The organism is Flavisolibacter ginsengisoli DSM 18119 (genome assembly GCF_900129295.1).
Taxonomy (GTDB): Bacteria; Bacteroidota; Bacteroidia; order Chitinophagales; family Chitinophagaceae; genus Flavisolibacter; species Flavisolibacter ginsengisoli.
On the sequence record NZ_FQUU01000002.1, the window covers coordinates 165,182 to 190,702 of the forward strand.

Genomic DNA, 25,521 nt, shown 5'->3' on the forward strand with positions numbered 1-25,521 from the left:
TTTACTTATGCTATGATCCTAAACTCTTTGGGCTGAGGGGCTTTGGAACGGATATGACGGCGTAATTGCCATACCTGCTTTACATCTTCCAATTTCAGGGGTACTTGCGGGTATTGCTCATCGTTATCAGAGATCAGTACCCATTCAACAGGTGATTTTTTATAAATACGTTTTACCAGGAGTTTATCAGAAGTATGAATAATATAAACGCTGAAATTTTTCACATCAGCCCAATCTTCAGGATGAACCATTGTAGCCAGGATCACATCTCCTGCACTTAATGTAGGCTCCATACTATCCCCATCTACTTCAAAGTACCGCCAGATGGCCCCCAACGAATTAACACCCGGAGGCAATGAATACTTTTCTAAAGTATCCATATAATCTACCTGTTCATATGCTTTCACATAACCTGCCTGGGCTTTAATGCCTACAAGAGGAACAAGTTGAGAAACAGGATCATTCTTATGTTCCCGCCTGCTTTCCAGGTAAGTATGCCTTAATTCGGAATGAAAATGTGAAGGCATTCCCAATATATTCACATCTTGTGAATTTTTAGTCAGGGGATTATCTTGTAAAAACCGCTGAACCTTTTTCCATGTTGGCTTTTTCATCTCCACTTTGCCATTTTCAATTTTGCTCACTAATTCCCTGCTCATATTGGCCTTACGCGCAAAATCTGTTTGATTGAGCCCGTATAATTGCCTGATATCCATTAAGTTATAGCTATTTTCCATAATGTTAACCTATTGTGAATATAATTGTGAATAATGTGTGGATATTATACTAATTCGTATCTTTATTATTCACAAATTTAACTCAAATAATCACAATTCCAAATTATGAGGAAGACAAAAAAAGAATTTGCTTTCCACTTCCCATTAAAGCATAAAGTGGTTCGTGAACTGAAAATTGTAACTGAACATATTGGGGACCTGGAAATTGAGGGAGTTGGGTATTTTAATTCCAATGCCTCCTTACTTGACATTTTTGACAGGTTTGACGTGGATATAGATTTTGTTAAGTGGAATGGAACTGATATAAAACCTGTTTTGGAAGTAACAGGTGCCATGGATGAGATCACCGAAGCAGCCATAAGGTACTTTGCTCAAACATTTGAGAACGGATTTAAGAAAGCTGCCTAACTCCAGGTCAATTCAATTATTAAAGCAAGAACAATCAGCAATATCATGCAACTAAGAAAAGCAACAAGAAAAAAAGCAAAGATCCGCCTGGGACTGTCGGCAGTATCAGGAGGAGGTAAAACATATAGCGCTATACTCATTGCAAAAGGACTTTGTGGCGATCTTTCCAAGGTAGCCATTATAGACACAGAAAATGGAAGTGCCGACCTCTATGCTCACCTTGGAGACTACAATGTTTTGAGCCTGGCACCACCATTTTCACCAGAACGGTACATTGAGGCTATCCGTTCATGCGAAAAGGAAGGTATGGAAGTGATCATTATCGACTCTATATCGCAGGAATGGGATGGCAAAGGGGGTTGTTTGGAAATTGTAGAAAGCCTTGGTGGTAAATACCAGGACTGGGCTAAGGTTACACCTCGTCACCAGGCCTTCCTGGAATCTATCCTTCATAGCCCTTCTCACATCATAACTACAGTCCGTCGCAAACAGGACTATGAAATGATAAAAGATGGGAATAAGGTTAAGATTGAAAAAGCCGGACTTCGCGAGATCACAAGGGAAGGATTTGAATACGAATTGACTATTAATCTTGAAATGGATATTCAACACAATGCTTCCGCATCAAAGGACCGCACTAATCTTTTCATGGGAAAACCATCGTTTGTACCAACAGAAGAAACCGGAAGATTGATTGCCAGCTGGTGCGAACAAGGCGAAGAAGATTTCACAGTGTTACGTCCGGGTAACGAATGGTATAATAAGGTTGACACCTGCAGTTCTCAACGCGAACTGGTGGACCTGTACCAAAAGAATAAGCCGGAAGTGGATGCAAATCCATTATTGCAACAATTAATAGCTAACCGTAGAAACCAGATCAATGGAAAAACACTTAACGCAGCCTAACCAATCTACTCTTCCTTCTATCCGTGAAGGATTAACAAAGAAAGAGATTGAATTGTTGGCCCGGCAATCGGTGGCCACCCTTCTTGAAGAAGGAAATGTATTCCAGGTAGCAGAGGCCCTGGCTGCAATGGAAGAATTTGCTAAGACTGTAAGAAAGAATGAAGATTATATAGAATTTTTAAGAGAAGAATTATCCAAGAACAATGGCAGGTTATCTACTCCTTCGGGAGCAAGGATCGAAATCTGTGAAGCAGGCATTAGTTATGACTATTCGCAAAATGCAGAATGGAATCAGATCAATGAACAGGTGAATTATTGGCAGGCAAGAAAAAAACAGTTGGAAGAAAAACTGCGCAGAATAGCACCCGGTAAAATAACTGTTGACCCCGAAACCGGGGAAGTAATGGAAGGCGTTAATAAAACTTCCCGGTCAACTTATCGTATCACATTGGCAAGGTAAGCAAGACATTCCTGCCGCAAAATGATCGTTATGACAAAATCAATTTTAAACGAATGCGTTGAAATAATCAAGGACCTGGTTGGTAATGATTACCTGTATTTCAACAATGCAGTGGAAGTGAAAACCACTCCTCATAGTTTTCCTTTCAATGCCTGGGCTGTGTGTGTAAGTCCTAAGAATGAATTGTACGTAATGGATAGCGACGAGCAATGGCATAAAACCGAATTAAATGACTCTAGTGCAGCATTGGTTATCGGAAGCCTGTACCAGCGCCTGAAACTGATGCGTGTTAGCTATGCCAAAGCGAGCTGAGAATACTTTCAAGAATTATTAAATGTTTAACCAGTAAGGACCATGAAGTACAGTACAAATGCACTGACTTTACAGGAAAAGGTAAAAGAAGAACTGCCCAAAGCTACCCAAAGAACTAAGAAGCAATTCGTGCATTCCCTGGAATATGAATTAATAGCAGGTCTGGCATTACAGCAATATATAAAGGATGAAGAGGCAGATTTTCAACTACTATTATCTATTCCTCTTTCAGAAAGAATCCCAGGCTTTATCAGGGAATATGGGCTTAAGAGAATTCACCAGTTAATAAAATTGTTGGTAAAAGAGTTTTATTCTACTCCCCCGCTGCATAAGATTAAGAAACCCAATGAAACAAAGCTAGCCTTTTGTGCATGTGAGATCATGCTGGCAGCTATGGAAGACCAGTTAAGTATTGAGGACCTCATCATTTTCCTGGAATTAACTCAAAAAGGAAAATATGGAAGTTTTAAAGGTATTGTGCCTCATTCAATAGTGACTGAAAAACTTGAAGATTACCGCCAGGAACGTTTTGAGGCCTATATATCACTAAAAGGTCAAATGCACCAGCACCAAAAGAACCTGGGGCCCTCCGAAAGAATCAATGGTGGTCCTGTTTCCATGCAGCAGCTTCTTAATGAGCAGGACTGGTCAATTATCCCTTTAAAGAAGATCAGCTAGGAAAAAGAGATTTTTAAAAAGATCATACTTTGTTTTGGGTGGAATTATTTTCTCTCCTATTTTTGCACCCCCAACGAATAAGGATCGGTAGTTCAGTTGGTTAGAATGCCGCCCTGTCACGGCGGAGGTCGCGGGTTCGAGTCCCGTCCGGTCCGCAAAAAGGGACAAATCATCACAAGTATGGTTTGTCCCTTTTGCATTTCTGCTGATCCTAGCTCAAGCCAGCACGAGTTGAAAATGAAAATTACTTTAGGTTCGGGACGAGCTTTTCTTGATTTGCCATCAGGATAAATAATCACGATGGTCACATGACTTTGAAAAACGTCGGGGCTAATACTTTATTCAACGCATTAGTGGAAGAACAAATCAAAACACAACTTGCCTTTACTGCCTCACCCAACAGCGTTGTGTGGCGATGTTCCCTTGCGGTAGTCAGATGGAGAGATGCCCACTTGTTTTTTGAAAAACTTTCTAAACGAATATTGATCGGGAAAGCTGAGTTCATTGGCCACTGCTGCACGGATAAGTCCGGGTCATGCAGCAACGCTTGCGCTTGTACCGCCACCACTGCATCTATCCACTCACAGGTCGAGCGGCCTGTTACGTCTTTCACATTCTAAGACCGGTATTTGGGTGTCACAAAAAGTTTATCCGCATAAAACCGCACGCCGTGCTATTGCCTGAAAAGCTGGAACAAAAGCTCGTGAATTTGATATTCAGTTCCTCTTTGCGGCTCATTTTTTTTGAACCTGTTGAAAATGCTTTTGATAGGCAGCTTCGAAATCATACAGCAATGCCATCATCAGGTTTCCGGTGATTTCTTTGCGGAAGGGATGGCCTGCTTCGCGGAACTGCTGCCAGATGTACACAAACTGCGCCTGCAACTGTTCGGCTTCTGCCTGGCGCAGATGCACCACCGGTATGGCCCCTGCCGAGCAAAACTGGAACCTGTCCAGCACGTGCGGGTTGATGTAATTAGCCTTGAGAAAACGCCGGGAGAAAACAATAAAACGGCACCGGAAATTTTTGCTCGTTTCCAGCACCTTAAGCACCGGGTATGGCGTGGTAATGATCATGGAATGAATGCCGCCTTCATAAACTGCCAGGTTAATTTCCATCTTAATCATTCCCTGCGTGCAGATCCCGATCAGGTAGCCACGCCTTTGTCTGCCAGAGAATAATAATGTGCTGCAAATTCTTCTACCCAAAAACCGGTCTTTTTGCCGGTGTTGTCCAACTCGCTATGGGATGTTAGTACAAATAATACTTTCATGATCTTGTTTTATCAGTGAATAATAAATAAAGTTGAAGTAGATTTTTGTTTGGTTGGTATCAAGCCTCCACAATCATCTTACCGGTATTGTCCCCTTTGAACAAGCCCAGTAATGCCTTCGGTAAATTTTGAAAACCATGTTCAATGGTTTCGGTTCCTTTTAATTTGCCTTCTTTCACCCACTGGGCCAGGTGTTTTATGCCTTCCGGAAACCGGTCTTTGAAATCACCCACGATAAAACCCTGCATCAACACACTCCGGGTGAGTAACATTGGCTGCAACCTTGGCCCCATGGGTGTTTCTGTAGTGTTGTATAAAGAGATTTGACCGCACAAGGGGATCCTTGCATGAAAATTTATGTTCTTAATAACCGCATCTGAAATTTCTCCTCCCACATTATCAAAATAAATATCAACTCCTTTTGGACAAGCCGCTGCAATAGCTTTGTTCATATCGGGAGTAGTTTTGTAATTGATGGCCTCATCAAATCCAAATTCCGATTTCAGCAACTTCACTTTCTCGTCTGAGCCGGCAATTCCCACCACATAGCATCCCTGTATTTTGGCGATCTGTCCAACCACGATACCGACTGCTCCGGCGGCTCCGGAAACTACAACCGTTTCCCCGGCCTTTGGCTTACCAATATGTATTAATCCGAAATAAGCCGTTAATCCGGTCATGCCCAGCACGCCGAGGTAATAGCTGGGAGGAGCCAGACTGGTATCGATCTTTCTTGCTTCTTTTTCAGTTGCGATAAAGTCTTTTTGCCAGGGAAAATTGCCCACCACCATATCACCGGGTCTAAAGTGCTCCGAAAGACTTTCCATTACTTTTCCTATAACGCCGCCATAGATAGGTTTGTCAATTTCAAAAGGTGGAGCATAAGATTTTGCGTCGTTCATCCGGCCGCGCATGTAGGGGTCAACTGAATAATACAGACCCTTCAGTAATATCTCCCCAGGCTTTATTACCGGAAGTTCAACTTGCATCATTCGAAAGTCATCACTGACCGGTAAACCTTTTGGTCTGGATGCCAATACAATTTGTTCAGTTGTCATTTTTTTAGATTTAGTGTGGTAAACAATTCGGGTAATCAGCCGGGGATACTGGTACATAAATTTCGGCTAATTGTTTGTCAGTTATATATAATGAAAGCAGTTATTTGTCAGATGTTTGAAATAGTTATAAACTAAATAACAGCGTTTTGGAAAAATAGTTGAACGAAGAAGTGATCCGTTGGAAAGTTTTAGACGGGGTAGATTTCTCCTTGCTACCTGAGTTTGGCCGAAACGCGTGGTAGCACAATAATAATGGGTGACCTTATGATATACTATAAGGTAATAATGCCTATCATTTTAAAAAAAATCAATGGCAATATTGAAATTTGAAACTATATTTTTAATAATAGAAAATAATAAAGCAGTATTTATTGTTTAGTCTTGCTCTCCTATGTCTTTGAAATGACATGCATCCAACACTAAGTTTTCTTTTTATATTCTATTTCATTTCACATCAACCTAAGAAAAGTCCAGTAGACACCTATGAAAGCAATCAGCATTGAAATAGGGTAAACAACACCCTTTTTATACCATATCTTATTGCAAAGAGGAAAAATAATGAGCAAATAAACAAATAGAATAACAAGTATTTGCCCAATTTCTACACCCGCATTAAATGAAATAATTGATGTGAAAAATTTATTGCGTGGCAGCCCTATTTCATTTAAAGCTGCCGCAAACCCCAATCCATGGATTAGCCCAAACAGAAAAACAATCAATATACGCCAAACCTTTAGCTCACTTATTAGAATATTTTCAACTGCTACAAACACAATTGAAAGGGCAATTAATGGTTCAACAATATCTGAAGGAAGTGTAACAATGCTCTTCATGCTTAGTGCCAGTGTTATGGAATGCGCTACTGTAAAAGCGGTTGCCTGCCAAAGAATTGTTTTAAGTTTATTATTTAAAAGACAGAGCGCAATGACAAATAAGATGTGATCAATACCCATTGGTACTATATGGGCAATACCTAGTTTCAAATAAAACAAAACAACATCATGTGTGGGGGCCTTTTCCAGTGCCAAATTCACTGTATGAGCAAACACAAGATATGGTGCAGATAATACAATACTAAGTAGTATACAATATCTTATCAGTGAGGACTGTATAATTAGCTTGAAAGATTTTATTTGATTTCGATTTCTGATGTGATAATTATTTATTGCCCTCATATTCTTGCTATTAGAAGAAAACAGCCAGTTTGATCCGTGCATAAAAAGGTGCGGGTGAAAATTTAACTCTGTTCAAATGCTGTCTCATTTATCAATCGCGAAGTGGTACCAAATTGAGCTTTATTCCTGGTTGTATTCAATATATTTTCCATTGTATTGGCCTGCTTCATATTTTGGTTGGGTGTAATTAATAGCACCGGCATGAATGTAATATCCTTTTGCAACGATGGGATTATCCTCATTAGCGCTCTGGTCATGAATATACTGGCAGGAAGTGCATACCATCCTGTTTTTGCTTGGTAATTTAATCCACCCACCCAAGTTATTGCAGTGCTTGAGGAATAAAATCTTGCCCTTTTGCCACATTTATGATCCAGGATTTAATTAAATTCAATTTGCATTAATCAATTTAGAGCTTATAATTATTTTGTTTGGAGGCTGAATTGCAATCAGTTTATCAACATAATCAAACTGCAGGTTGTCAGCACGAATGCCAGCATTATCCCGCTATTTGAACTTTGAAATTGTTGTTGAGCAAAAACAGAAACCATTCAACTCCTTGATTTAACCCTAGTTGATAGTCCCAAAGATCTCTTGTTGCCTTGAATGTTCAAGGCGGCTATCTCAATTCCATCATATCTCATACCCGTTCCATAAAGTAATAAAATATGATAACTGTGGCCGATGTTTACTGCATTTTAAGCGCCTCTATTGCTTCCTTCTTTAACAGTGGATCCAGGTTGGGATTATTTTGTAAACCTTGTTTTAAGAAATTTGCAGATTTGACACGATCACCTGCTTTAGCATAAATAATCCCGGCACGAAGCAATAAAACAGGATTTCTGCAATTGGTCCGTAATGCAGTGGATAAAAAAGATAAAGCGTTTTGAATATCCCCATTTTTATAGTACGCCCAGGCCACCGCTTCGTTGACATCAATATTATCTGGCCGTCGGCTATATTCTTTCATTGCATGTTCAATTGCTTTTGCTGGTTCGTTTTTTAATAAATAAACATAAGCCAGCTCTTTATCTGCATGATGATTGACGCTTGCCTGACCTTCTTTTGCCCCCAGGTTTAATTGTTCAATTATGGCATTGATCATGTACTTGGCCTTACCCGGCTGCGAAGTCAAGCTGTATAGCTCGGCAAGTTGCTCTTTTAATGCAATATCATTCAAAGTAGAGTCAGCAGATTCATAATACCTGATTGCTTTAACATAATTCTTTGATGCCATAGCTATATGACCTAAACCAGCAATTGCATATCCATATCCCGGACGTTCATTCAATGCAATATCATATTGCATTTCAGCGCTTCTTATCTCACCAGTATTTTCATACAACCGTGCTAACTGAATACGACTCCATTCTGTTCCTTCATCTCCATATCCTCCCGCTTCCACAGCCATCTTCATAGCTTCTATTGCACCTGGGTTATCTCCATGAATTTCACGTAAATAAGAAACCCTGGCATAAGATCGTATGTCGGGCCTGATTGACATCATCTTATCAGAATATTCAACAGCAGCAGGGTAATTACCCATCTCCACATTGCCATCCACCATGATGCCATAAACATAAGCGTTGTAGGGATTAATTTTTTGTGCCTGACTTGCAGTTTCCAAAGCATCGCTGAAATGATGTTGTGAAAGCTGCAGTATGGCTTTTAGGACCAATGCCTGGAAGTTTCGTGGATCCATAGTCAGGACATCACCAATATATTTTGTAGCGGCACCATCATAATAAGTATAGTTGCCTGTTACCCTTGCTTCCTGGATGTAAAGTGCTGCCAGTGCCAGTGTTGATTTAATATCAGTTGGTGTTTCCCTCACAATGCGTATGAGCTTATCACCATTGGTTTTTGTAGTTGCCCATTCCGGAAGCAATGCAGCGCTACCTTTTCTTTCCTGTAAAGGATAAAAGGCAACTTCATTATCTTTTAATCTTAAATGATACCTAATGACAATAAAAGACGTCATCCCGCCAAAAAATAAAAGCAATAAAATATAGGTAAACTTTTTATGCATAAGAAGATTTTTAAGATTCGATTATCCGCGGTTGTATAAGGTTTGCTTGAAATGATCTGTCAATTAAAAAAAGAATAAGGCCCGTTATTTCTAACGGACCTATTCGTTTTAATTCCTAATGTTTAATGACACGGATGGATTCCTTAACCTGTCCATTACTGATGGCTTTTACAAAATAGACGCCTTTAGACAACTCGTGAGAATCGAATATGGCACTATAGGTTCCGGTTTCCTGATGCTGGTTAACCAGGGTTTTCACAAGGTTCCCTGCAGCATCATAAACCTGTATGATCACATTTGATGGAGTTTCCAACCGGTAACGAATGGAAGTGCTATTGGTAAAAGGGTTAGGCGATGACGCCATGAATACCTCTGGAGTGGCCAGGCGCATCACACTGCTGGGTTCCAGTACTTGCGGTTGTTCATATCCGGTAGGTAGCCCTGCGCAATTACAGGTGCCCGGCCAGGGCGTTTGCTCATAAGGAAATGAAGCCATCAATGTAGTATCATTTTTTTCTACTCCTGTGGAATAATTCAATACCATTCCCAGTCTTGTTGGTTCTTCATATGGCAAACCAATTGCTGCCAGCACCACACCGCTTACAGCCTGTAATTCAATACGTGTAACATCATCCTCCAGTCTTCTGCCATTAGGAAATCCATCCATATTAGGTATGAATTCCAATTTGGTGTTGGTGTTAAACCTGGCATCAGTTAAACCCAATACCGCTGCAGCAAGTAAACCTTCTGAACTGAAATCGGGGCTATTTCTTGGCGTTGGCGGAACTGCCATATTCAATCGCAGCATATCACCTCCATTGGGTAAGAAATTGTTGATAAATGGTTTCCCTTCAGCCAGGGGGTTTCCGTTTTTCCCTGTAGCTAACTGGTAGGGCCGGATATTGGGCACTCCCAGCCGGAATATGGGATAAAGGTCAACAGAACGTGGTTTTTTAGGCCCAGGCAGTAATACACTTCCAAAAGCTGCTTCATCGAAGGCTGTTCCTGAAACGGCTGCGGAGTGGCGTAAAGAAAAAAGCCCGTTCTTGCCATTTCTGAAATCAAATTTTCCCAGCGAATTCGTTTGAATTCGCAACGGAGATAAAGCAGGTACAGCCGTTCCAAACTGGCTGTCATCCATATAGAGGGCTAACTCGGGATTGTAAAGGTTATCATCAAAGACCTCGTTCTTACTGAATTTACCATCATTCAAACTTGCCTCCTGGTAAGGAGTCAAAGAATTCCACAGATCTTTTTCTCCTATTGGATTTACCACTTCGTTAGTAAGTGGCATTCCCAACCTTGACACCTGCACCCATGCTCCCTGGTAATTTTCCGTTCCATTTGTATTGAGTGTTCTGATCTTTCGCCTGCTGGCGGAAGCCCAAACACCAATTACAAAATTCGGATCCAGGATAGAGGAAGCTTTGTCAACAGATTTATGGTCTTTTTGCAAGGTCGAGATATCAATCTGCAAGGCAATGGTGGATACATTTTTGCATTTCAATCCGTCTGCTGACTTTCCACCTGCAGTCCGGGGAATATCACCCAGGTCAAATGCGCCTGCCAGGTCTACAAAGAAGGGATCATCTACAGGGCCGCAAAATACTTTCTCTCCCGAACTTGCGGTCATGATGGCCTTGTTCATCAGGCTATTGTAATCAGGCGCATTCAGGCCTACAGGGCTACTTATAGAGCGGGGGCCAATATTGGGTGGCGGAACGATTCCATTGCTTACTATGGTTTGAAAATTTACCCCTCCATCCATACTTCTTTCAACAGTATAGGTTGTTTTAAGATTCTCCTTACCCAACCTGATATCAAAAAAAGTTGAGGGATCTTCATTGGTCCTTTGGAAACTGAAACGATACACAATATCATCTCCGGATGAATAAGTGTTATTGCCGGCATTGTTATCAATATGTATCTCGTAGCGCACATTATCACTAAAATGATAGTAATAAGGCCCACCCTGTGGCAACTGGAATGGTATGTAATTGGCCAGGATAGTGATCCTTTCCGGGTTGTCAGGGCTTCTGAAGGCGTATAGGTCTGTATTATCAGCAGTCGGATCACCCAGGAGCAGGGGTGCCTCGCGATGACTGGATGACATCAAAATTGCTGCAATACTAAAAACGCCTGCAAGCAATAATGAACTAAGTATCTTTCTTTTCATAATTAATTTCTTAATAGATTATTATTGATTGGTTACCACTGTACCTCTCCATGGAGCTTGTACATAAGGGAATGCATTCTGGAAAGAAGTATCGTTCTTTTCCACTCCGGTTGAATACTGTAGTGTATTCACTAAACGGTTAGTAACAGGTGATTGGGATGTATTTGCAGGATTGTAATCATCGTACCATAAACCTATTGCTGCTAATACCACACCTCCTACTGTTTGCAATTCAATTCTTGTAACATCATCCTCCAATCTTCTTCCATTGGGGAAGCCATCCATATTGGGAATAAATTCCAAATTTGTATTGGTGTTAAACCTTGGATCGGTTAATCCAAGAACAGCTGCCTGCACCAATCCCTCAGAACTAAAATCAGGGCTATTTCTTGGAGTAGGCGGAACAGCCATATTCAACCTGATCATATCACCACCATTGGGAAGAAAATTATTAATGAATGGCTTTCCAGCAGCTAATGGGTTGCCTTTCTTACCTGTGGCCAACTGGTAGGGACGAAGGTTGGGCACTCCCGTATGAAATATAGGCCAGATATCAACAGAACGTGGCTTACCGGGACCAGGCAGTAACAATGTTCCTGCAATGGCATCATCCAGAGCAGTGCCCGAAACAGCAGATGTTCCTTTTAGTGGATACAAACCCATCATAGTGTTTCTAAAGTCAAACGTGTGCAAAGAATTGCTCTGAACTCTTAATGCCCTGAAGGCAGGTACGGCACCACCAAACTTGCTGTCATCCATATAGAGAGCCAGTTCAGGATTATAATAGTTATTTCCAAATGTGCTTATATAGGCCAGGTCCTGGTAAGGTGTGAGGTGATTCCAAAGATCTTTAACCCCCACATTGCTCAGCACTTCGTTATTCAAGGGCATAGCTACTCGCGATACCTGCACCCAATTGCCTTCTTCAACAGAAGTACCTCCATTGGTTGGATTAAATGGCGAACCACCATTCGGAGTCCTAAGAGTTTTAGTTGCCTGCCTGCTTGCTGAAGCCCATACGCCGATTACAAAATCTCCATCGAGGATGTTGGCAGCCTGGTTCACATTTTTATGATCTTTTTGCAAAGTAGAGATGTCAATCTGCAAGGCAATTGTGTGAACGTTATATCGGGCCAGTCCATCTCTTGAACCTGTTGTTTGACGTGGCAAATCGCCAAGATCAAAAGCGCCAGCAACATCTACAAAAAAAGGATCATCTACAGGCCCGGCAAAAACAGTTTCTCCTGTACTGGCCATTGTAATGGCATTATGCATTAATACATTATAATTACTGTTTAGACCAACGGGAGATTCAATACTTCTTGGTCCTATGTTATTTGGTGGAACAATTCCATTGGTAACAATAGTTTCAAAAGCCGCACCTCCATTTATACTGCGCTCAAGTGTATAAGTGGTTTTTTGATTCTGCTTACCCAGCCTGATATTAAAAAATGTTGTGGGATCCTCGTTGGTGTTTTGAAATGTGAAACGGTAAATAATGTCATCGCCTGTGGTTGCTATGTTATTATCTATATGAATTTCATAGCGGATATTTGTTCCAAAATTGTAATAATTAGGGCCACCTTGTGGTAATTCAAGTGGTATATAATCTGCGATGATGTTCACCTTTTCAGGCTTGTCCGGGCTGCGGAAAACATAGAGGTCCGTATTGTCCGCCAGTGGATCGTCTGCAATTAATGGCGCCTCCCGGTGGCTGGAAGACATAAGTACGAAGGTAATAATGGCCCCTAATGGTAGCAACAGGTACCAAAGCCTTCCTTTCCTGGTAAAACTTTTCTGCATGGTTAAATTTTTTTTAAATGAAAAATTGGCTCTACAGGATAGAAGATTTGATTACTGGATAACCGAAGCTTGCTTACAAAGGGGTGATTAAGGTCTTTACAGACGTTATGAATACAATAAAGGCCTATTGTTGATATACGGCTTTAGATATAATTTGGATTTCTAAAAAAGAAAAATAAAAAAAGAATAACTACTTCATGATTACAATTAACGGTGATATTGAAGCATCCATTCATAAATATTCATCCCATCGCTTTTGAAGGATGGATCGAGTGCCCTGGTCCAGGCATCATGCCCTCCGGTAGGCCAAAGAGTTAATTTGGGCATTACTGTTGGGTGAAATGATGCTATCGAAGCAATGAAACCCTTAGCATAAGAAACGTTGATGGTTTGATCATCTTCTGAATGGAATGCCCATAATGGAAGATTTCCCTCAGCTATTCTTTTACATTTATCTGAAATGGCATAATCTGCAGGTATCCCAGCCATCGGAATTATAGCAGCTATATTATTTGTATTGGTGGCGGCAAAATTGCAAATAGCCTCACTCCCGCTACTTAATCCGGAAAGATAGATTCTGCTACTGTCAACCCTGTATGTTTGTTTGGCAAATTCAATACAGGCAGCTATGTCTGCATTTCCTGCAAAGGATCTTGTTTGAGGCATGAGAATAATAAAGGAATAATCATTTTCATGAACCTTAAAGACTCCGGGTAAACGCTTTTCGTCCAACAGCTGCGCCGGGCCATCATTCAGAAGCAATGGAAGATCAAGCGATCCATTTCCAAACTGACCAGCACCATGAAGGAATACCAATAATGGATAGGATGAATGAGTTTGCTTATAATTAGATGGTATAGCTATATAATAACCACCAATATTACCCGTAATTGTATGAGTTACCGGCTGTAAAACGGATGTTATATCCAAAGCTTCCTTAATGACAGGATTAGCATTTGGTTGGTCCTGCCTGGGCTTTTTACAACTGGTCGATAAAATTGAAATCAAAATTATGATGCACAGCATTTTCAAACTTTTGAAACTGCATGCAAAATAAAAATTGATCAAGGCTATTATTTAAAATGGTAATTAAAACAGTTCTCTGAAACTGGTTTGGCTTGTTCCTGGCTTTAAAGCAACAAAATATATGCCCCTTGCTGTACATTAATTTTGTTTATAGAGTTATATTAAATATTGAAATTATATTGAACAAAATGCAAAGAGAAATAAAAAAGAGTGCAATAAAGACCCTTGTATACCCCATATTGAGTAATAAAATAATATTCCGTAACTAGTTTTCACCCAATGGATGAAAGGAAGGAACTATGGAAGTGAAGTCAAAGGATAGGGGAAGTCGAGGAGATGGAACATAGAACGACTCCCGTCCGGTCCGCAAAAAGGCAAAACAAAAAAGATTAAAGCCGCTTAAAATACATGTTTTAAGCGACTTTTTTCATTTCAGCTACTCAATAAACTTAGGCAGCCCTGAAGCTGCCTTGTCACTGCTTAATGGAATAATTGCTTAGGATTAAACTTGTTTTAAAAAACCTTTGTTACTGGCCATAGAAGCTCATAAATTGTCCTTTTACTCTACTTCCAAAGACAATTGATAACCCCTCCTAGAGTTTTTAGAGAAGTCCGCACATCCTTCAATAATTCTTTCATTTGCCTCCAGCAAAACAATAGTAGATATTCGCTTCTTATCCTTCCTAACGTTCATGCTATTGTTACAGGGGTTCATATTGAAAATTATAGGCAAGCCGGGTTTTTGTATTATATTAAACAAATAAGATTTATGCAGGAAAAAGAATTTCCATTGTATGCAAAGGTTACGATCATCCTGTTTGGACTCGTGCTAGCCACCTACATCTTAAAAAACCTTGGCGATATTCTCACGCCTTTAGCCTTCGCTATTATCATCGCCATCTTGCTGAATCCACTGGTCAATAAATTGGGCACTTTCAAGCTTGGAAAAATTCCCTCCATTCTTATCGCCATGCTTTTAACCATTTTGGTTATGACGGGGATATTTTATTTTTTATCCTCTCAAATAATGGGTTTTGGGGAGAATCTCCCGGCCCTGAAAGCAAAATTCAGCAGCCTGTTGGCAAGCCTTCAAAGCTGGCTGCAACTAAAATTTGGTTTCTCCATCCAGAAACAAATGCAAATGATCAACGAAGCGGCCAACAGCAGCAAGGCACTTATAGGTGGCACCCTGAATACCGTTATTGGTACCTTGGGCGTGCTGTTACTCTTGCCGGTGTATGTGTTTCTTTTTCTGTACTACAAAATCCTGATATTGAATTTTCTGTTCAGGGTCTTTGCCAGTGAAAATGCAGGTAAAGTATCCGAGATATTGGGGCAAACAAAACTCGCCATTCAAAGCTACATGGTAGGTTTGCTGCTGGAGGCAGCCATTGTTGCAGCACTCAACTCTACGGCCTTGCTTATCATAGGTGTAAAGTATGCCTTATTGTTTGGCGTGATGGGCGCCATCCTGAACATGCTTCCGTACATCGGTGGCATCATTGCCATCGCCCTTCCTGTCTTGATGGCAACTATCACCAGCGAAGGATTTTCAAAACAATTATGGATCATAGTTGCATATCTCATTATCCAGTTTATAGATAATAATTTCCTGGTACCTCGTATTGTTTCCTCTAAAGTCAAGATCAACGCCCTGATCTCTATCCTCGCTGTCTTGCTTGGCGGTGCATTATGGGGAGTAGCTGGCATGTTCCTTTCCATTCCTTTTGTAGGCATATTAAAAATCATCTTCGACCGGGTAGATGGCCTGCAGCCCTGGGGCGAATTGCTGGGCGATGTAGTACCCACTAATTATAAAAGATTTGCCTACAGGAAAAATAAAAAACCTTCCCTGGCTGAGAAAGTAATAAGAAAGTCAACAGAAAAATGAACCTATCTATCTTTAAATTTTCTTCTACCTCAGGCATCGAAGGACTGTACATACTGTCCTTGTGAATAAAATGATTACTCCCATGTTTGGCGTCATTGTAGAAGGATTTCAAACCTATTGCTATTACAAAGGAATGATAACCTGCGTGCCTGGATTGGCATACCCCTGAGTATGGACATATATGACCGTATGGCGGGTACACTTGATGCGCTGTGACTGACGGCGAAAATGATACGGTACTGAGTTTTTTTACATTCAATAAGCAAACCGCCGTTTCTTAGGAGATCACTTACCATACCCTGTAGATGCTTATCCGGAAGGTAGCCAGCACTTTTCCATTATCGTTTGATAACTTTTGCGCTGTATCGCTCTGAATGGTCTATAACATCAATAAGATAACTGCCTTTGGCAACAAGGCATTCAACTGGTAATGTAAACCTGTTGACACCTTCCATGCAATTGAAATTATTACTGTAGATAATAGATCCCATAGAATTGTATAGGATAATATTAATTACAGTTCGCTGCCTGGCCCTGAAACTAAAACTCAACTCATTGTAAACCGGGTTATCAAATACAACTAACGGGTTTTGCTCATGACTAACTTCTTCCTGCAACAACAATACATTGGAATACTGTTTCAGTCCATCCTTATTGATTATTTTTAAACGGTAATAATGAGCAGGAGTAGTTTGTATTTTAGAGAAATAGTACTTTCCCTTTCCATTCTTATTCCTTATTGCAATAGTATCTAAAAGAACAAAATTATTACCATCTATACTCTGTTCCACTTCAAATCGTTTTGCTGTCTCATTTCCATCTACATCCCATGTAAGATGTATAGTTTTATTTTTAACCCTCCCTGAAAACTGAATCAGTTTCACACCCAAAGGAATATAGGTAAGAATGGGACAGTTGGTATTGGAAGGTGTCAAAAAAGCATTCATGTACATGCGCATTCCATTGATACCGGCAAGACCGGTAGCAGCAAAAGAGTGATTCCCTAAGTAAAACACCAGGCTTCCTTTTCCATATAAATACTTGGAAACACTGGCACCGATTGAACTTGTGTTAGAACCTGTACCCGTAGCAAAATCATGCTCATTATTAACAGTAGCTCCAATGATCTTCCAGTTTTTTAAGCTCCCACCCAGGCTGGCATTATAATCACCTTCAAACTGGCAAAAGCTTAAATCAGGATTGGGGTATAAAAGAGTAGTACCGATATTGGCATTGCTGATCGTTATGCCTGAATTGGTTTGAAAGCGTCCCGAACTATTATTTTCATAATTGTTAATAGCCTCACACTGCGCAAGGAAGTTGCCACCCTTGGAAACAAAATCTTTAATAGCACTGATAGCGTTATTAACAGCCGCTCCGGATTTTGTATTGTGAGGTTCGGATGCAAACGTGAAACAATTTGACAACAGATCAGTTCCTGTAGAAGTTGCATAGCTTGCCGATGGAATGGCACATTCAGTCATATAGGTAAGATGAATGTTTTGATTGCCTCCATCTGTAAGTACAGCAGCCTTTGGCCGAAACCCGGTTAGATCATAACGGATATCGACATTGGCTGCATTGCCTGTTAAAACGATACAACTGGGGGCGGTTGGCACCTGTTAGTCCATTAGAGCTGCCCGAAGGAATTGTCTGCAGGTTAGCAGAGGGGCCAGGAAGATCTGTATTCTGTGCTTGAATAAGTACAGGAAAACAGATCAACAATAAAGCAATCAGTTTTTTCATTTCATAGGGATTGGTCGCTTAGGCTTTCACAGGTATGGACAGACTACAAAAATAATATTATTTTTTCAGAATTACTAATGACCCTCCTTACATCTATCGAAAGGCAAAACTTTATAAATTGATAGTATGAAAATTGAAATTTGCGTACAAATCCGATCGGCAATACTCTTAAAGGAAATACCAACCCCCTTCTTTCAAAATAGATGCACACTCTATAAAATCCTGCCTTCATCAGTCTTGAATAAATAAAAGCACAAAATGAAATCAATATCTCCCCGGTGTAACATGAACATGAATTAAGCTGTTACTGTGCACTGATTTTAGACCTCTGAAAGTAAAGGACTCTTCCTGACATTCGCTTCATCTTTTTCAATCGGGAATTTAGTATGCCAGATTAAAACTCATTTGCCTGCTCAATCTATATCTCCTTCCTGGCTGGGGACAACCCTCGGCATACCTGGTGTATGGGGCGGTGGATGAAATCCGTAGTTCTACTTAATGCATAGAATTTATACCTATTGTTTTCAACCCAGGTCAATAAAGAGAACAACCTTTATGACTTCATAAAACAGGCTCAACGGTTAAAAGAAAAACTCATTTGAATGTGCATTAATATGTTCATAATTGGTGAAACTCTTTTTAGGCCCCTGTTAAACAAAGGGAACGGCCTTTGAACTAATAAAGGGATTATAATCTAAAAATGCCAGAATTACCCGATATAGAAGTCTTTACCAGGAACCTTAAAAAAATGTTTGGCGGAAAGACCTTATCCAGGATCAAACTGGTCAATAACAAAAACATTAAGGATTCACAAAAGGACCTTTCCAAAGCCCTGGAAGGACAAAAGCTAAAAGACGTATACAGGTCCGGGAAAGAAATGCGTTTTCTATTTTCTAATGGCAAGGTCCTTGGACTTCACCTTATGCTTACAGGTGATCTGATACCTTTCCAGGAACAAAATGAAAGAAAATCAACTAAGGTGGAATTTTATTTTAATGGGGGAACTAACCTGGCCCTCACCGATCGTTTCAAAGCGGCATTCATAAAGCTCGATCCTGAAGATAAGGAAGGGATAGACGCACTTGATCCAAAATTGAATTACAGTTTTTTAAAAAAAGCATTGAACAGGAAGGCTGCTATTAAAAATGTTTTACTTGATCAGAATGTTATACGTGGAATCGGCAATGCTTATTCGGACGAAATACTCTGGCAAACCGGTATTTCTCCTTTTTCAAAAGCTGAGGCTATCCCAGATGAAAAGATTAATGAGCTCGCAAAGAATATTAAAAAGGTGTTGAAAAAAGCAACCACCAAAATTTATAATAGCCATCCGGATTTGATCCATGGAGAAGTAAGAGACTTCCTCGATATTCATACAAAGAAAAAAGAAAAAAGTCCCACAGGTGCTAAAATAAGGGTGGCTGATAGAGGAATGCTAAATACTTACTACACCGATGAACAGGTACTGTATTAAACAATTTAGGCCTGGAGGTGCAAACAACGTACGAATACTAACATTGCTCAGGTATTGTAGACCAGGTGCTTTCAACTACCCTCGGATCCTCTCATCATCATTTTCCCTATATCTGTTTGCGCATCATCTACCCTCATCTATTATCCATTTTTTCAGCTTGTATCAATTTTAGTTTTACAGCAAACGGTCACTTAACCAATAAAATCAGGGATCATGAGAAAGTATACCTTCATATTAGTTTGCACCTCCATGTTAATTGCCTTTTCAATGAACTGTGCTGCACAGGAAGAGAAAATATTCACTCCTAAATGGATTTCTCCTAATGGCTACTGGGTGGTAGAATCCAATATCAAAACACCCTTGAATTCTATTATCTATTTCTACAATAATGACAACCAGGTTATCTATAAAGAAAAACTGGTTGGCATCAGGATCAATATTAAAAAAAGAAAGACACTAATGGGCCTAAGAAAGATCCTGGAGGCATCTGTTGCGGCATGGAATACCAAGCAATCACCTGGTGAAAACAGGTTACTGGTTGCCAACGCATTCAAAAGCCATTGATCATTCCAAATAATGCCTGCTTCTATTTGATGAATGGCGGCATTGTCAATCGTCGAAAAAGCTCTTTAGTCGACAAAACCTGTTAATACCTCTATTATTACACCTACGGTTGTAACTTATCCATACAGTAATGGTAACTTTAAAGGAGTGGATCATTATGACTGAGCATCCTTTTATCTTTTCCAATGAACCGAAATACAGGATACAAAGGCACCTAAGCTTTTGGGCGGCCTGGTGCATATTTCAAACCATTATATATAGCTTCGTTCATATGCCGGAGGTCAGTTTCCTGAAAAGAATACCAACCTCATTTATTGATTCGATCCTCTTCATGCCGGCTCATATTTTTCTATCCTACTCATTAATGTATTTCGTAATTCCTTTTTACATAGTTCGCCATAAATATATTTTGTCGGCCATTTGGATAATCATTCTCGGTTTTGCTACAGCCGCATTGTCTGGGATTACCGCCATTTATATTATTGATCCCGTACGCATCTTTTTCTTATCCCAATCTGCTATAGTTCCATCACATCCCCTGCCTGGTTCCAATATATTTTTCTATTCCTTAATGGCAGGATTGCGTGGTGGCATTTCAATCGGGGGAATGGCGGCAGCTATCAAATTAATGAAACACTGGTATACAGAAGGACAACGAAACCTGCAATTGCAAAAAGAAAACATTCAATCGCAACTGCAAGTGCTGAAAGCACAAGTGCATCCACACTTTCTTTTCAATACACTCAATAACATTTACTCTTATACTCAGGATACTTCTGCCATTGCTTCCAGGCTGGTTATGGGTTTATCCGATATCATCCGCTATATGTTGTATGAATGCAATCAACCCCTTGTGCCACTCAGTAAAGAACTGATTATGATCAGGGAATATATCAACCTGGAACGTATTCGCTATGGCAACCAACTGGACCTGCATATAGAATTGCCAGGCGATGAAACGCGCAACACATTTATATCACCGCTATTGATCATTCCCTTTGTTGAAAATTGTTTCAAACATGGCCTCAGCAATATGCTGGAGCATCCATGGCTTAGCTTTACTGTGCTTTTAGATGAAAATCATATGACAATGCATCTTTTGAACAGCAAGCCTGCAACAACCAATGTATTACACGCCACTGGCATTGGAATAGATAATGTCCGCAGGAGGCTCGAACTTTTGTACCCCGGCAAATATGAATTAGTGATCAACAATGAAGAAGAAGTATTTATAGTGAACCTTAAACTGGAACTAGAAAAAAGAAAAGATCTTAACATCCTTTCGCAGGAACCAATATTAATGGCAGCGAATGCCTGATAAAACCATGGCTATTAAATGTTTAATTATTGATGATGAACCACCAGCCCGTGAAGTGCTGAAGCGATATGTAGAACAGCTACCCATGCTGCAGCTAACCGGGGAATGCAGTAATGCCATACAGGCAATAGGAATGCTGCAGCAGCAGGACATAGACTTGCTATTCCTGGATATCAGGATGCCCCAGCTCAATGGGATTGATTTTCTAAGAACATTAAACACTCCTCCCAAAATAATATTTACTACGGCCTTTGCAGAATATGCCGTGGAAGGGTATGAACTTGACATTGCAGATTACCTCATGAAACCTATCCGGTTTGACAGGTTTATCAAAGCGGTCAACAAGGCCTTTCCTAAACAACCCACCATAGATACCGAAGAAAAATTTCAACCTTTGGAAGAAAAAAGAACTGAATCTTTCGTGTACTTCCGTGCCGACCGGAAAATGGTAAAGGTTTTACTTAATGATATATTATACATTGAAAGCATGAAAGACTATGTAAAAGTGTATACAACCAACACCACCATTATCACCAAACAATCACTGTCATCTGTAGAAACTATGTTACCTGAGAAAAGATTCATCCGCACCCACCGCTCCTTCATCGTTGCTATTCACCATATCAGCACCTTCACCAATGAGATCATTGAGATCAACAAAACAGAAATTCCTATCGGAAAATTGTATAGGAATACTGTACTGAAACTATTATAAAATTTCCTGGGTTTCGAATGGCAAATCAAAAAACTATTCTCATTAAACCTCAATCTGCCCCTCTTAATCCTGCACCAGGTCTTTGGGAATATTTTTTGCACTTGGCTTTATGTCACCAGTAAGACTACTTAAAAATGCTATGATACTATTTACCTCCTCAGTTTTGAGCTGTTTATTTAACTGAACTTTCCCCATGATCTTTACCGCAGAATCCAGTTGCACAATGCTGCCATCATGAAAATAGGGATAAGTTCCAATGACATTTCTTAATCCCGGCACCTTGAATACGTCTTTATCGGAAACCTTATGGGTAACAGCCATTCTGCCTTCGTCATTTACCTTGCTTCCGGTAAGTGTCCGGTAATCGGTTACCAGGCCAAAGCGTTGCATTTGTGCCCCTCCTATCCCTACACCGTTATGACAGTTGGTACACCCTGACTTAATAAAAGTAACAAGCCCTGCTTTTTCCTCCATTGTAAGGGCTGCAGTTTCACCTTGCATATACTTATCAAACCTGGAAGGGGTGAGAAGTGTACGCTCAAAAGCTGCTATAGCTTTTTCTAAATTGGTATAGTTCAACGGTGCTTTTTCTCCCGGAAAGGCAGTAGCAAACAGCTCTTTATACCTGTCTACTTTAGCAAGTCGTTGCACCAACATTCCTTTATGAGGAATGCCCATTTCAATCGAATTCAAAATAGGCATACCAGCCTGCTCCTCAACATTTTTAGCCCTGCCATCCCAGAACTGCATGTTATGCAATGCTGCATTGAAAACAGTTGGTGAATTCCTATTGCCTTTTTTACCATTATCTCCAATAGAGGTGCGCTGGTTATCCACTCCAAAGCTTTGCAGGTCGTGGCATGAGTTGCAGCTTTTATTGCCTTTGGCTGAAAGCCGCGTATCATAATAAAGCATCTTTCCCAGTTGTACTTTATCGTCAGTTACTGCGTTGTCCTGGTTGTCAGCCACAGCCGGTATTGGTTGAAAAAAGGCATGTGCCAGCTTCTTGATTGAATCTTCAGTGAAGTTGCCATAAGCAGTGGCTATCTTATTTTTGTTGCCCTGGGTGCAAGCCAAAATAGCTATTACAACCAGCAGGCAGCTTATTAAAACTAACTTTTTCATGAACAGGTTTTGGATTAAAAGTAAATTCTGTTAACTGTCAAAACCCTGACCACGAACATTGAAAACCATGATTGTGAATAGTGAAAATACTTTCCGGCAAAGCTGATCATTTTATACCTGCTTACTATAATAGCAGCAAGCTTAACTGCCAAACATGAGCTTTTTTAATTAAATTTATTCCATGACACTATTTGGCTTCCTTATTTTACTGATCATAGCCGCCGTTTGTGGCGCTATTGGACAATCTTTAGCTGGCTACGACCTTGGTGGTTGCCTTGTTTCTATTGTGGTTGGTTTTATAGGTGCTTATATCGGTCTTTGGATTGCCGCCAAATTTGCCTTACCCAAAATATGGGAAATATCCATAGAAGGAAGACCATTCCCCATTGTATGGGCCATAATAGGTTCTGCCTTGTTTACACTTGTCATGGCCTTGTTGCGAAGAGCCTTCGTGGGTCGCAATGATTACTAAAATTGTATCCAATACTTCTATAGGACAGACAATATTAAAACATATTGTCATAACCATTGTGCTTACGTAATGAGACTTTGTCAATGCCTACCAATCCTCAAAACTTTTCAATAAAAAGGCAAAATACCAGGAATCATCCCTGGTTACTATTCCATTTTACGTTAAAATGATGATGTTGATTAATATACCTGTAGTCTATAGTTATACCTGAAACTTCAGCTATTTGCTTAATAATGGATAGTCCAAGGCCATTATGATGGTTATCAAAAGAAGGCCTATAAAATCGTTGAAATAGTTTTTTAGGATCAAGCATTGCTTCTTTGCTGGTATTGCTGATAGTTAATGATCCGGGAGCAAGGTTCACACTGATGTTTCCCCCATTGTAATTATGTCCCGTCGCATTGCTGAATAAATTATTTAGTAAAATATCTGCCAGTTCCGGGTTCATTTGAACAATGCTTTCTTTCAAAGAAATATCAACAGTAATAGACCTGGATTGCCACAATTCCTTGAAATCAAGAATTTTTTCTTTCACTTTATCATACAGTAATACTTCCCCCCTGTTATCAAATTGGTGGTTTTCTATTTTGGCCAATAATAACAGAGAACGGTTCAAACGGCTAAGTTTATCTATCGCATTGTAGGCACTTTGCACCAGGGTACCCTGACCCTGCGTGAGTTGCTCGTCCTGTATCAGCAAGTCCAGTTTTGAACGTATCACGGCAATGGGCGTTTGTATTTCGTGGGAAGCATTTTCACTAAACGTTTTTAGTGATAAATATTCAACACGGGAACTCTGGGTAACTTCTTTAAGGGTTTCATTCATAAGCTGAAACTCTTCAATATATGTCGATGGCAGCATCATGAGATCTCCCTTTCCGATATGAAAATTTCTCACGGCTTCAAGTGTGACATAAAATGGTTTCCAAAGCTTCTTTAATAAATAGCGGTTAAGAATAACAGATACGATTAAAATGACAAAAATAGCGCTCACCGTAATGAATAATATGGAACGCATTAGGCTATTGGACCCCTCAAAGGACTTGGAAATCTCAGCCTTATAACTTTTACCCCCTGCTTTTACTTGAAACAAGAATCGCCTGAATTCTTCAGGTTCTTCCTCATTCTTTTGTTGTAGAGCAGCCCAGGAATACCCCGGATGTACTTCCTGTTTAACAGGGGTAAATAAAATTACCTGGTCTGAAACAGAAAAACTTTCAGGTAACTGATCATGTTTTTGTACATACTCTACAATTTCATCATGTTCAATTTCAAGATCCTCATCGATCTGTTTGATAAGTATAAAACGGAGTGCAAAGTAAAAGGCCACGCTGGCGATCAGGAAAATAATAATATTCGCGATCAAATTGGCGCGGTTATATCGTGTAAACAGCTTCACGACATTGAAAATTTATATCCCATGCCATAGACTGACTTTATATAATCCAAAGCACCTGACTGAACAAGCTTTCTCCGTAGGTTTTTAATATGAGTATAGATGAAATCATAGTTATCTGAAATATCAAAACTATCACCCCACAAATGAATAGCTATAGCATTTTTAGCAACTACCCGGTTTTTATTGCTTATAAAATATAATAGGAGTTCATATTCTTTTTTTGTAAGTTCCACTGGTATATTATTGACTTTCAAAACCTTCTCATGCAGGTCAAGTTCAATGTTATCAAAACGCACGAGGTTTTTACCATCAAAAGATTTACGACGAATAATGGCTGAAACCCGTGCAGCCAATTCTGGCAAGTGAAAAGGCTTAGTCAGGTAATCATCCGCTCCTGCCAACAAGCCCTTTACCTTGTCATCAATTGAATTTCGCGCTGATACAATGATCACTCCATCCATTTTATCTATAGACCGCAGTTGCTTTAATAAATCCATTCCATTACCTCCGGGAAGAGAGATATCCAGTATCACGCAGGCATAATCATAAAGCAGAATCTTTTCAAGGGCCGCATGATAATCATAAGCCGATTCACAAAAATATTGCTCATTATTCAGGTAAGCACAGATGCTCTGTGATAATTCCTTTTCATCCTCAACGATCAAGATTTTCATTTCAAGGATTTATAATGATTTTGGCATGCCTCAGCACCGCACGATTCCTTTATTCAGCAATGATTTCATTTACAATTCTAGCAAAACAATAATCTATAATCA

The 25,521-nt window shown here is 40.0% G+C and carries 26 protein-coding genes and 1 tRNA gene; 12 read left to right on the forward strand and 15 right to left on the reverse strand.

The genetic code is table 11. From position 1 onward, the window contains the following. Nucleotides 1-5: 5 nt before the first annotated feature. Nucleotides 6-737 carry a LexA family transcriptional regulator gene (locus BUA53_RS02785; RefSeq protein WP_084079770.1) on the reverse strand — a complete coding sequence of 244 codons (732 nt, stop codon included), beginning with the start codon at nt 735-737 and terminating at the stop codon, nt 6-8. A gap of 105 nt (nt 738-842) precedes the next feature. Between BUA53_RS02785 and BUA53_RS02790 the strand changes: the two genes are divergently transcribed. From BUA53_RS02790 to BUA53_RS02815, 6 genes are all read left to right on the forward strand, one after another. Beyond that, the gene (locus BUA53_RS02790; protein ID WP_072833730.1) at nt 843-1,145 is read left to right on the forward strand and encodes a hypothetical protein; all 303 of its coding nucleotides are present in this window, start codon (nt 843-845) and stop codon (nt 1,143-1,145) included. Nucleotides 1,146-1,190: 45 nt separating this feature from the next. Beyond that, nucleotides 1,191-2,051 carry an AAA family ATPase gene (locus tag BUA53_RS02795; protein ID WP_072833731.1) on the forward strand — a complete coding sequence of 287 codons (861 nt, stop codon included), beginning with the start codon at nt 1,191-1,193 and terminating at the stop codon, nt 2,049-2,051. After that, nucleotides 2,026-2,511 (forward strand): hypothetical protein, encoded by a 486-nt coding sequence (locus BUA53_RS02800; protein WP_072833732.1) that lies wholly within the window; start codon nt 2,026-2,028, stop codon nt 2,509-2,511. Before BUA53_RS02795 ends, BUA53_RS02800 begins: the two co-directional genes overlap by 26 nt. A 30-nt stretch (nt 2,512-2,541) precedes the next feature. After that, on the forward strand, nt 2,542-2,823 hold the full coding sequence (locus BUA53_RS02805) for a hypothetical protein (protein ID WP_072833733.1): 282 nt from the start codon (nt 2,542-2,544) through the stop codon (nt 2,821-2,823). Nucleotides 2,824-2,865: 42 nt separating this feature from the next. After that, a complete protein-coding gene (locus tag BUA53_RS02810) occupies nt 2,866-3,501 on the forward strand; it encodes a hypothetical protein (RefSeq protein WP_072833734.1) in 636 nt (211 codons plus the stop codon). Between the two features lie 81 nt (nt 3,502-3,582). Beyond that, nucleotides 3,583-3,656, forward strand: a tRNA-Asp gene (locus BUA53_RS02815). Nucleotides 3,657-3,805: 149 nt separating this feature from the next. On the opposite strand, the gene BUA53_RS21760 is transcribed toward BUA53_RS02815, so the two are convergent. The 10 genes from BUA53_RS21760 to BUA53_RS02865 all read right to left on the reverse strand — a co-directional run bounded on the left by BUA53_RS21760 (nt 3,806) and on the right by BUA53_RS02865 (nt 14,041). After that, entirely contained in the window at nt 3,806-4,114 is a 309-nt protein-coding gene (locus BUA53_RS21760) for a hypothetical protein (RefSeq protein ID WP_245792998.1), read from the reverse strand. A 121-nt stretch (nt 4,115-4,235) separates the two neighbouring features. After that, nucleotides 4,236-4,628 carry a hypothetical protein gene (locus BUA53_RS02825; protein ID WP_072833735.1) on the reverse strand — a complete coding sequence of 131 codons (393 nt, stop codon included), beginning with the start codon at nt 4,626-4,628 and terminating at the stop codon, nt 4,236-4,238. Between the two features lie 20 nt (nt 4,629-4,648). Beyond that, a complete protein-coding gene (locus BUA53_RS21625) occupies nt 4,649-4,774 on the reverse strand; it encodes a hypothetical protein (RefSeq protein ID WP_262494383.1) in 126 nt (41 codons plus the stop codon). A 59-nt stretch (nt 4,775-4,833) separates the two neighbouring features. Next, nucleotides 4,834-5,832, reverse strand: a complete 999-nt coding sequence (locus BUA53_RS02835; protein ID WP_072833936.1) for an NADP-dependent oxidoreductase — start codon at nt 5,830-5,832, stop codon at nt 4,834-4,836. A 449-nt stretch (nt 5,833-6,281) separates the two neighbouring features. Then, nucleotides 6,282-7,007, reverse strand: a complete 726-nt coding sequence (locus BUA53_RS02840) for a HupE/UreJ family protein (RefSeq protein ID WP_084079773.1) — start codon at nt 7,005-7,007, stop codon at nt 6,282-6,284. Nucleotides 7,008-7,127: 120 nt separating this feature from the next. Continuing rightward, a complete protein-coding gene (locus BUA53_RS21145; protein ID WP_175546004.1) occupies nt 7,128-7,292 on the reverse strand; it encodes a hypothetical protein in 165 nt (54 codons plus the stop codon). 403 nt (nt 7,293-7,695) lie between these two features. Further along, a complete protein-coding gene (locus tag BUA53_RS02850; RefSeq protein ID WP_072833737.1) occupies nt 7,696-9,036 on the reverse strand; it encodes a tetratricopeptide repeat protein in 1,341 nt (446 codons plus the stop codon). Nucleotides 9,037-9,151: 115 nt separating this feature from the next. Next, the gene (locus BUA53_RS02855) at nt 9,152-11,212 is read right to left on the reverse strand and encodes a DUF4331 family protein (protein WP_072833738.1); all 2,061 of its coding nucleotides are present in this window, start codon (nt 11,210-11,212) and stop codon (nt 9,152-9,154) included. Nucleotides 11,213-11,233: 21 nt separating this feature from the next. Then, nucleotides 11,234-13,015, reverse strand: a complete 1,782-nt coding sequence (locus tag BUA53_RS02860; RefSeq protein ID WP_072833739.1) for a DUF4331 domain-containing protein — start codon at nt 13,013-13,015, stop codon at nt 11,234-11,236. 207 nt (nt 13,016-13,222) lie between these two features. Continuing rightward, nucleotides 13,223-14,041: a carboxylesterase family protein gene (locus tag BUA53_RS02865; RefSeq protein WP_139256320.1), complete on the reverse strand. Its 819-nt coding sequence runs from the start codon at nt 14,039-14,041 to the stop codon at nt 13,223-13,225. Nucleotides 14,042-14,810: 769 nt separating this feature from the next. Here BUA53_RS02865 and BUA53_RS02875 point away from each other — a divergent pair. Then, complete coding sequence (locus tag BUA53_RS02875; RefSeq protein WP_072833742.1) at nt 14,811-15,932, forward strand: AI-2E family transporter; 1,122 nt, start codon at nt 14,811-14,813, stop codon at nt 15,930-15,932. Nucleotides 15,933-16,270: 338 nt separating this feature from the next. Here BUA53_RS02875 and BUA53_RS02880 read toward each other — a convergent pair whose 3' ends face one another. Next, complete coding sequence (locus BUA53_RS02880; RefSeq protein ID WP_139256321.1) at nt 16,271-17,551, reverse strand: T9SS type A sorting domain-containing protein; 1,281 nt, start codon at nt 17,549-17,551, stop codon at nt 16,271-16,273. Between the two features lie 827 nt (nt 17,552-18,378). Here BUA53_RS02880 and BUA53_RS02890 point away from each other — a divergent pair. The 4 genes from BUA53_RS02890 to BUA53_RS02905 all read left to right on the forward strand — a co-directional run bounded on the left by BUA53_RS02890 (nt 18,379) and on the right by BUA53_RS02905 (nt 21,749). Then, nucleotides 18,379-19,152, forward strand: a complete 774-nt coding sequence (locus BUA53_RS02890; RefSeq protein WP_072833745.1) for a DNA-formamidopyrimidine glycosylase family protein — start codon at nt 18,379-18,381, stop codon at nt 19,150-19,152. Nucleotides 19,153-19,365: 213 nt separating this feature from the next. Then, entirely contained in the window at nt 19,366-19,716 is a 351-nt protein-coding gene (locus tag BUA53_RS02895; RefSeq protein WP_072833746.1) for a hypothetical protein, read from the forward strand. Between the two features lie 130 nt (nt 19,717-19,846). Beyond that, nucleotides 19,847-21,034, forward strand: a complete 1,188-nt coding sequence (locus BUA53_RS21410; protein ID WP_217652919.1) for a sensor histidine kinase — start codon at nt 19,847-19,849, stop codon at nt 21,032-21,034. 7 nt (nt 21,035-21,041) lie between these two features. Beyond that, a complete protein-coding gene (locus tag BUA53_RS02905; protein WP_072833939.1) occupies nt 21,042-21,749 on the forward strand; it encodes a LytR/AlgR family response regulator transcription factor in 708 nt (235 codons plus the stop codon). Nucleotides 21,750-21,812: 63 nt separating this feature from the next. Here the strand turns inward: BUA53_RS02905 and BUA53_RS02910 are convergent, their stop codons facing one another. Further along, nucleotides 21,813-22,874, reverse strand: a complete 1,062-nt coding sequence (locus tag BUA53_RS02910) for a cytochrome-c peroxidase (protein ID WP_072833747.1) — start codon at nt 22,872-22,874, stop codon at nt 21,813-21,815. 181 nt (nt 22,875-23,055) lie between these two features. On the opposite strand from BUA53_RS02910, the gene BUA53_RS02915 reads away from it, so the two are divergent. After that, nucleotides 23,056-23,346, forward strand: a complete 291-nt coding sequence (locus tag BUA53_RS02915; protein WP_072833748.1) for a GlsB/YeaQ/YmgE family stress response membrane protein — start codon at nt 23,056-23,058, stop codon at nt 23,344-23,346. A 133-nt stretch (nt 23,347-23,479) separates the two neighbouring features. On the opposite strand, the gene BUA53_RS02920 is transcribed toward BUA53_RS02915, so the two are convergent. Together BUA53_RS02920 and BUA53_RS02925 are read right to left on the reverse strand one after the other, a co-directional pair. After that, nucleotides 23,480-24,745 carry a sensor histidine kinase gene (locus BUA53_RS02920; RefSeq protein ID WP_072833749.1) on the reverse strand — a complete coding sequence of 422 codons (1,266 nt, stop codon included), beginning with the start codon at nt 24,743-24,745 and terminating at the stop codon, nt 23,480-23,482. After that, nucleotides 24,742-25,419, reverse strand: coding sequence for a response regulator transcription factor (locus tag BUA53_RS02925; protein WP_072833750.1), 678 nt, complete (start codon nt 25,417-25,419; stop codon nt 24,742-24,744). The genes BUA53_RS02920 and BUA53_RS02925 overlap by 4 nt, the downstream gene beginning before the upstream one ends. Nucleotides 25,420-25,521: the final 102 nt, after the last annotated feature.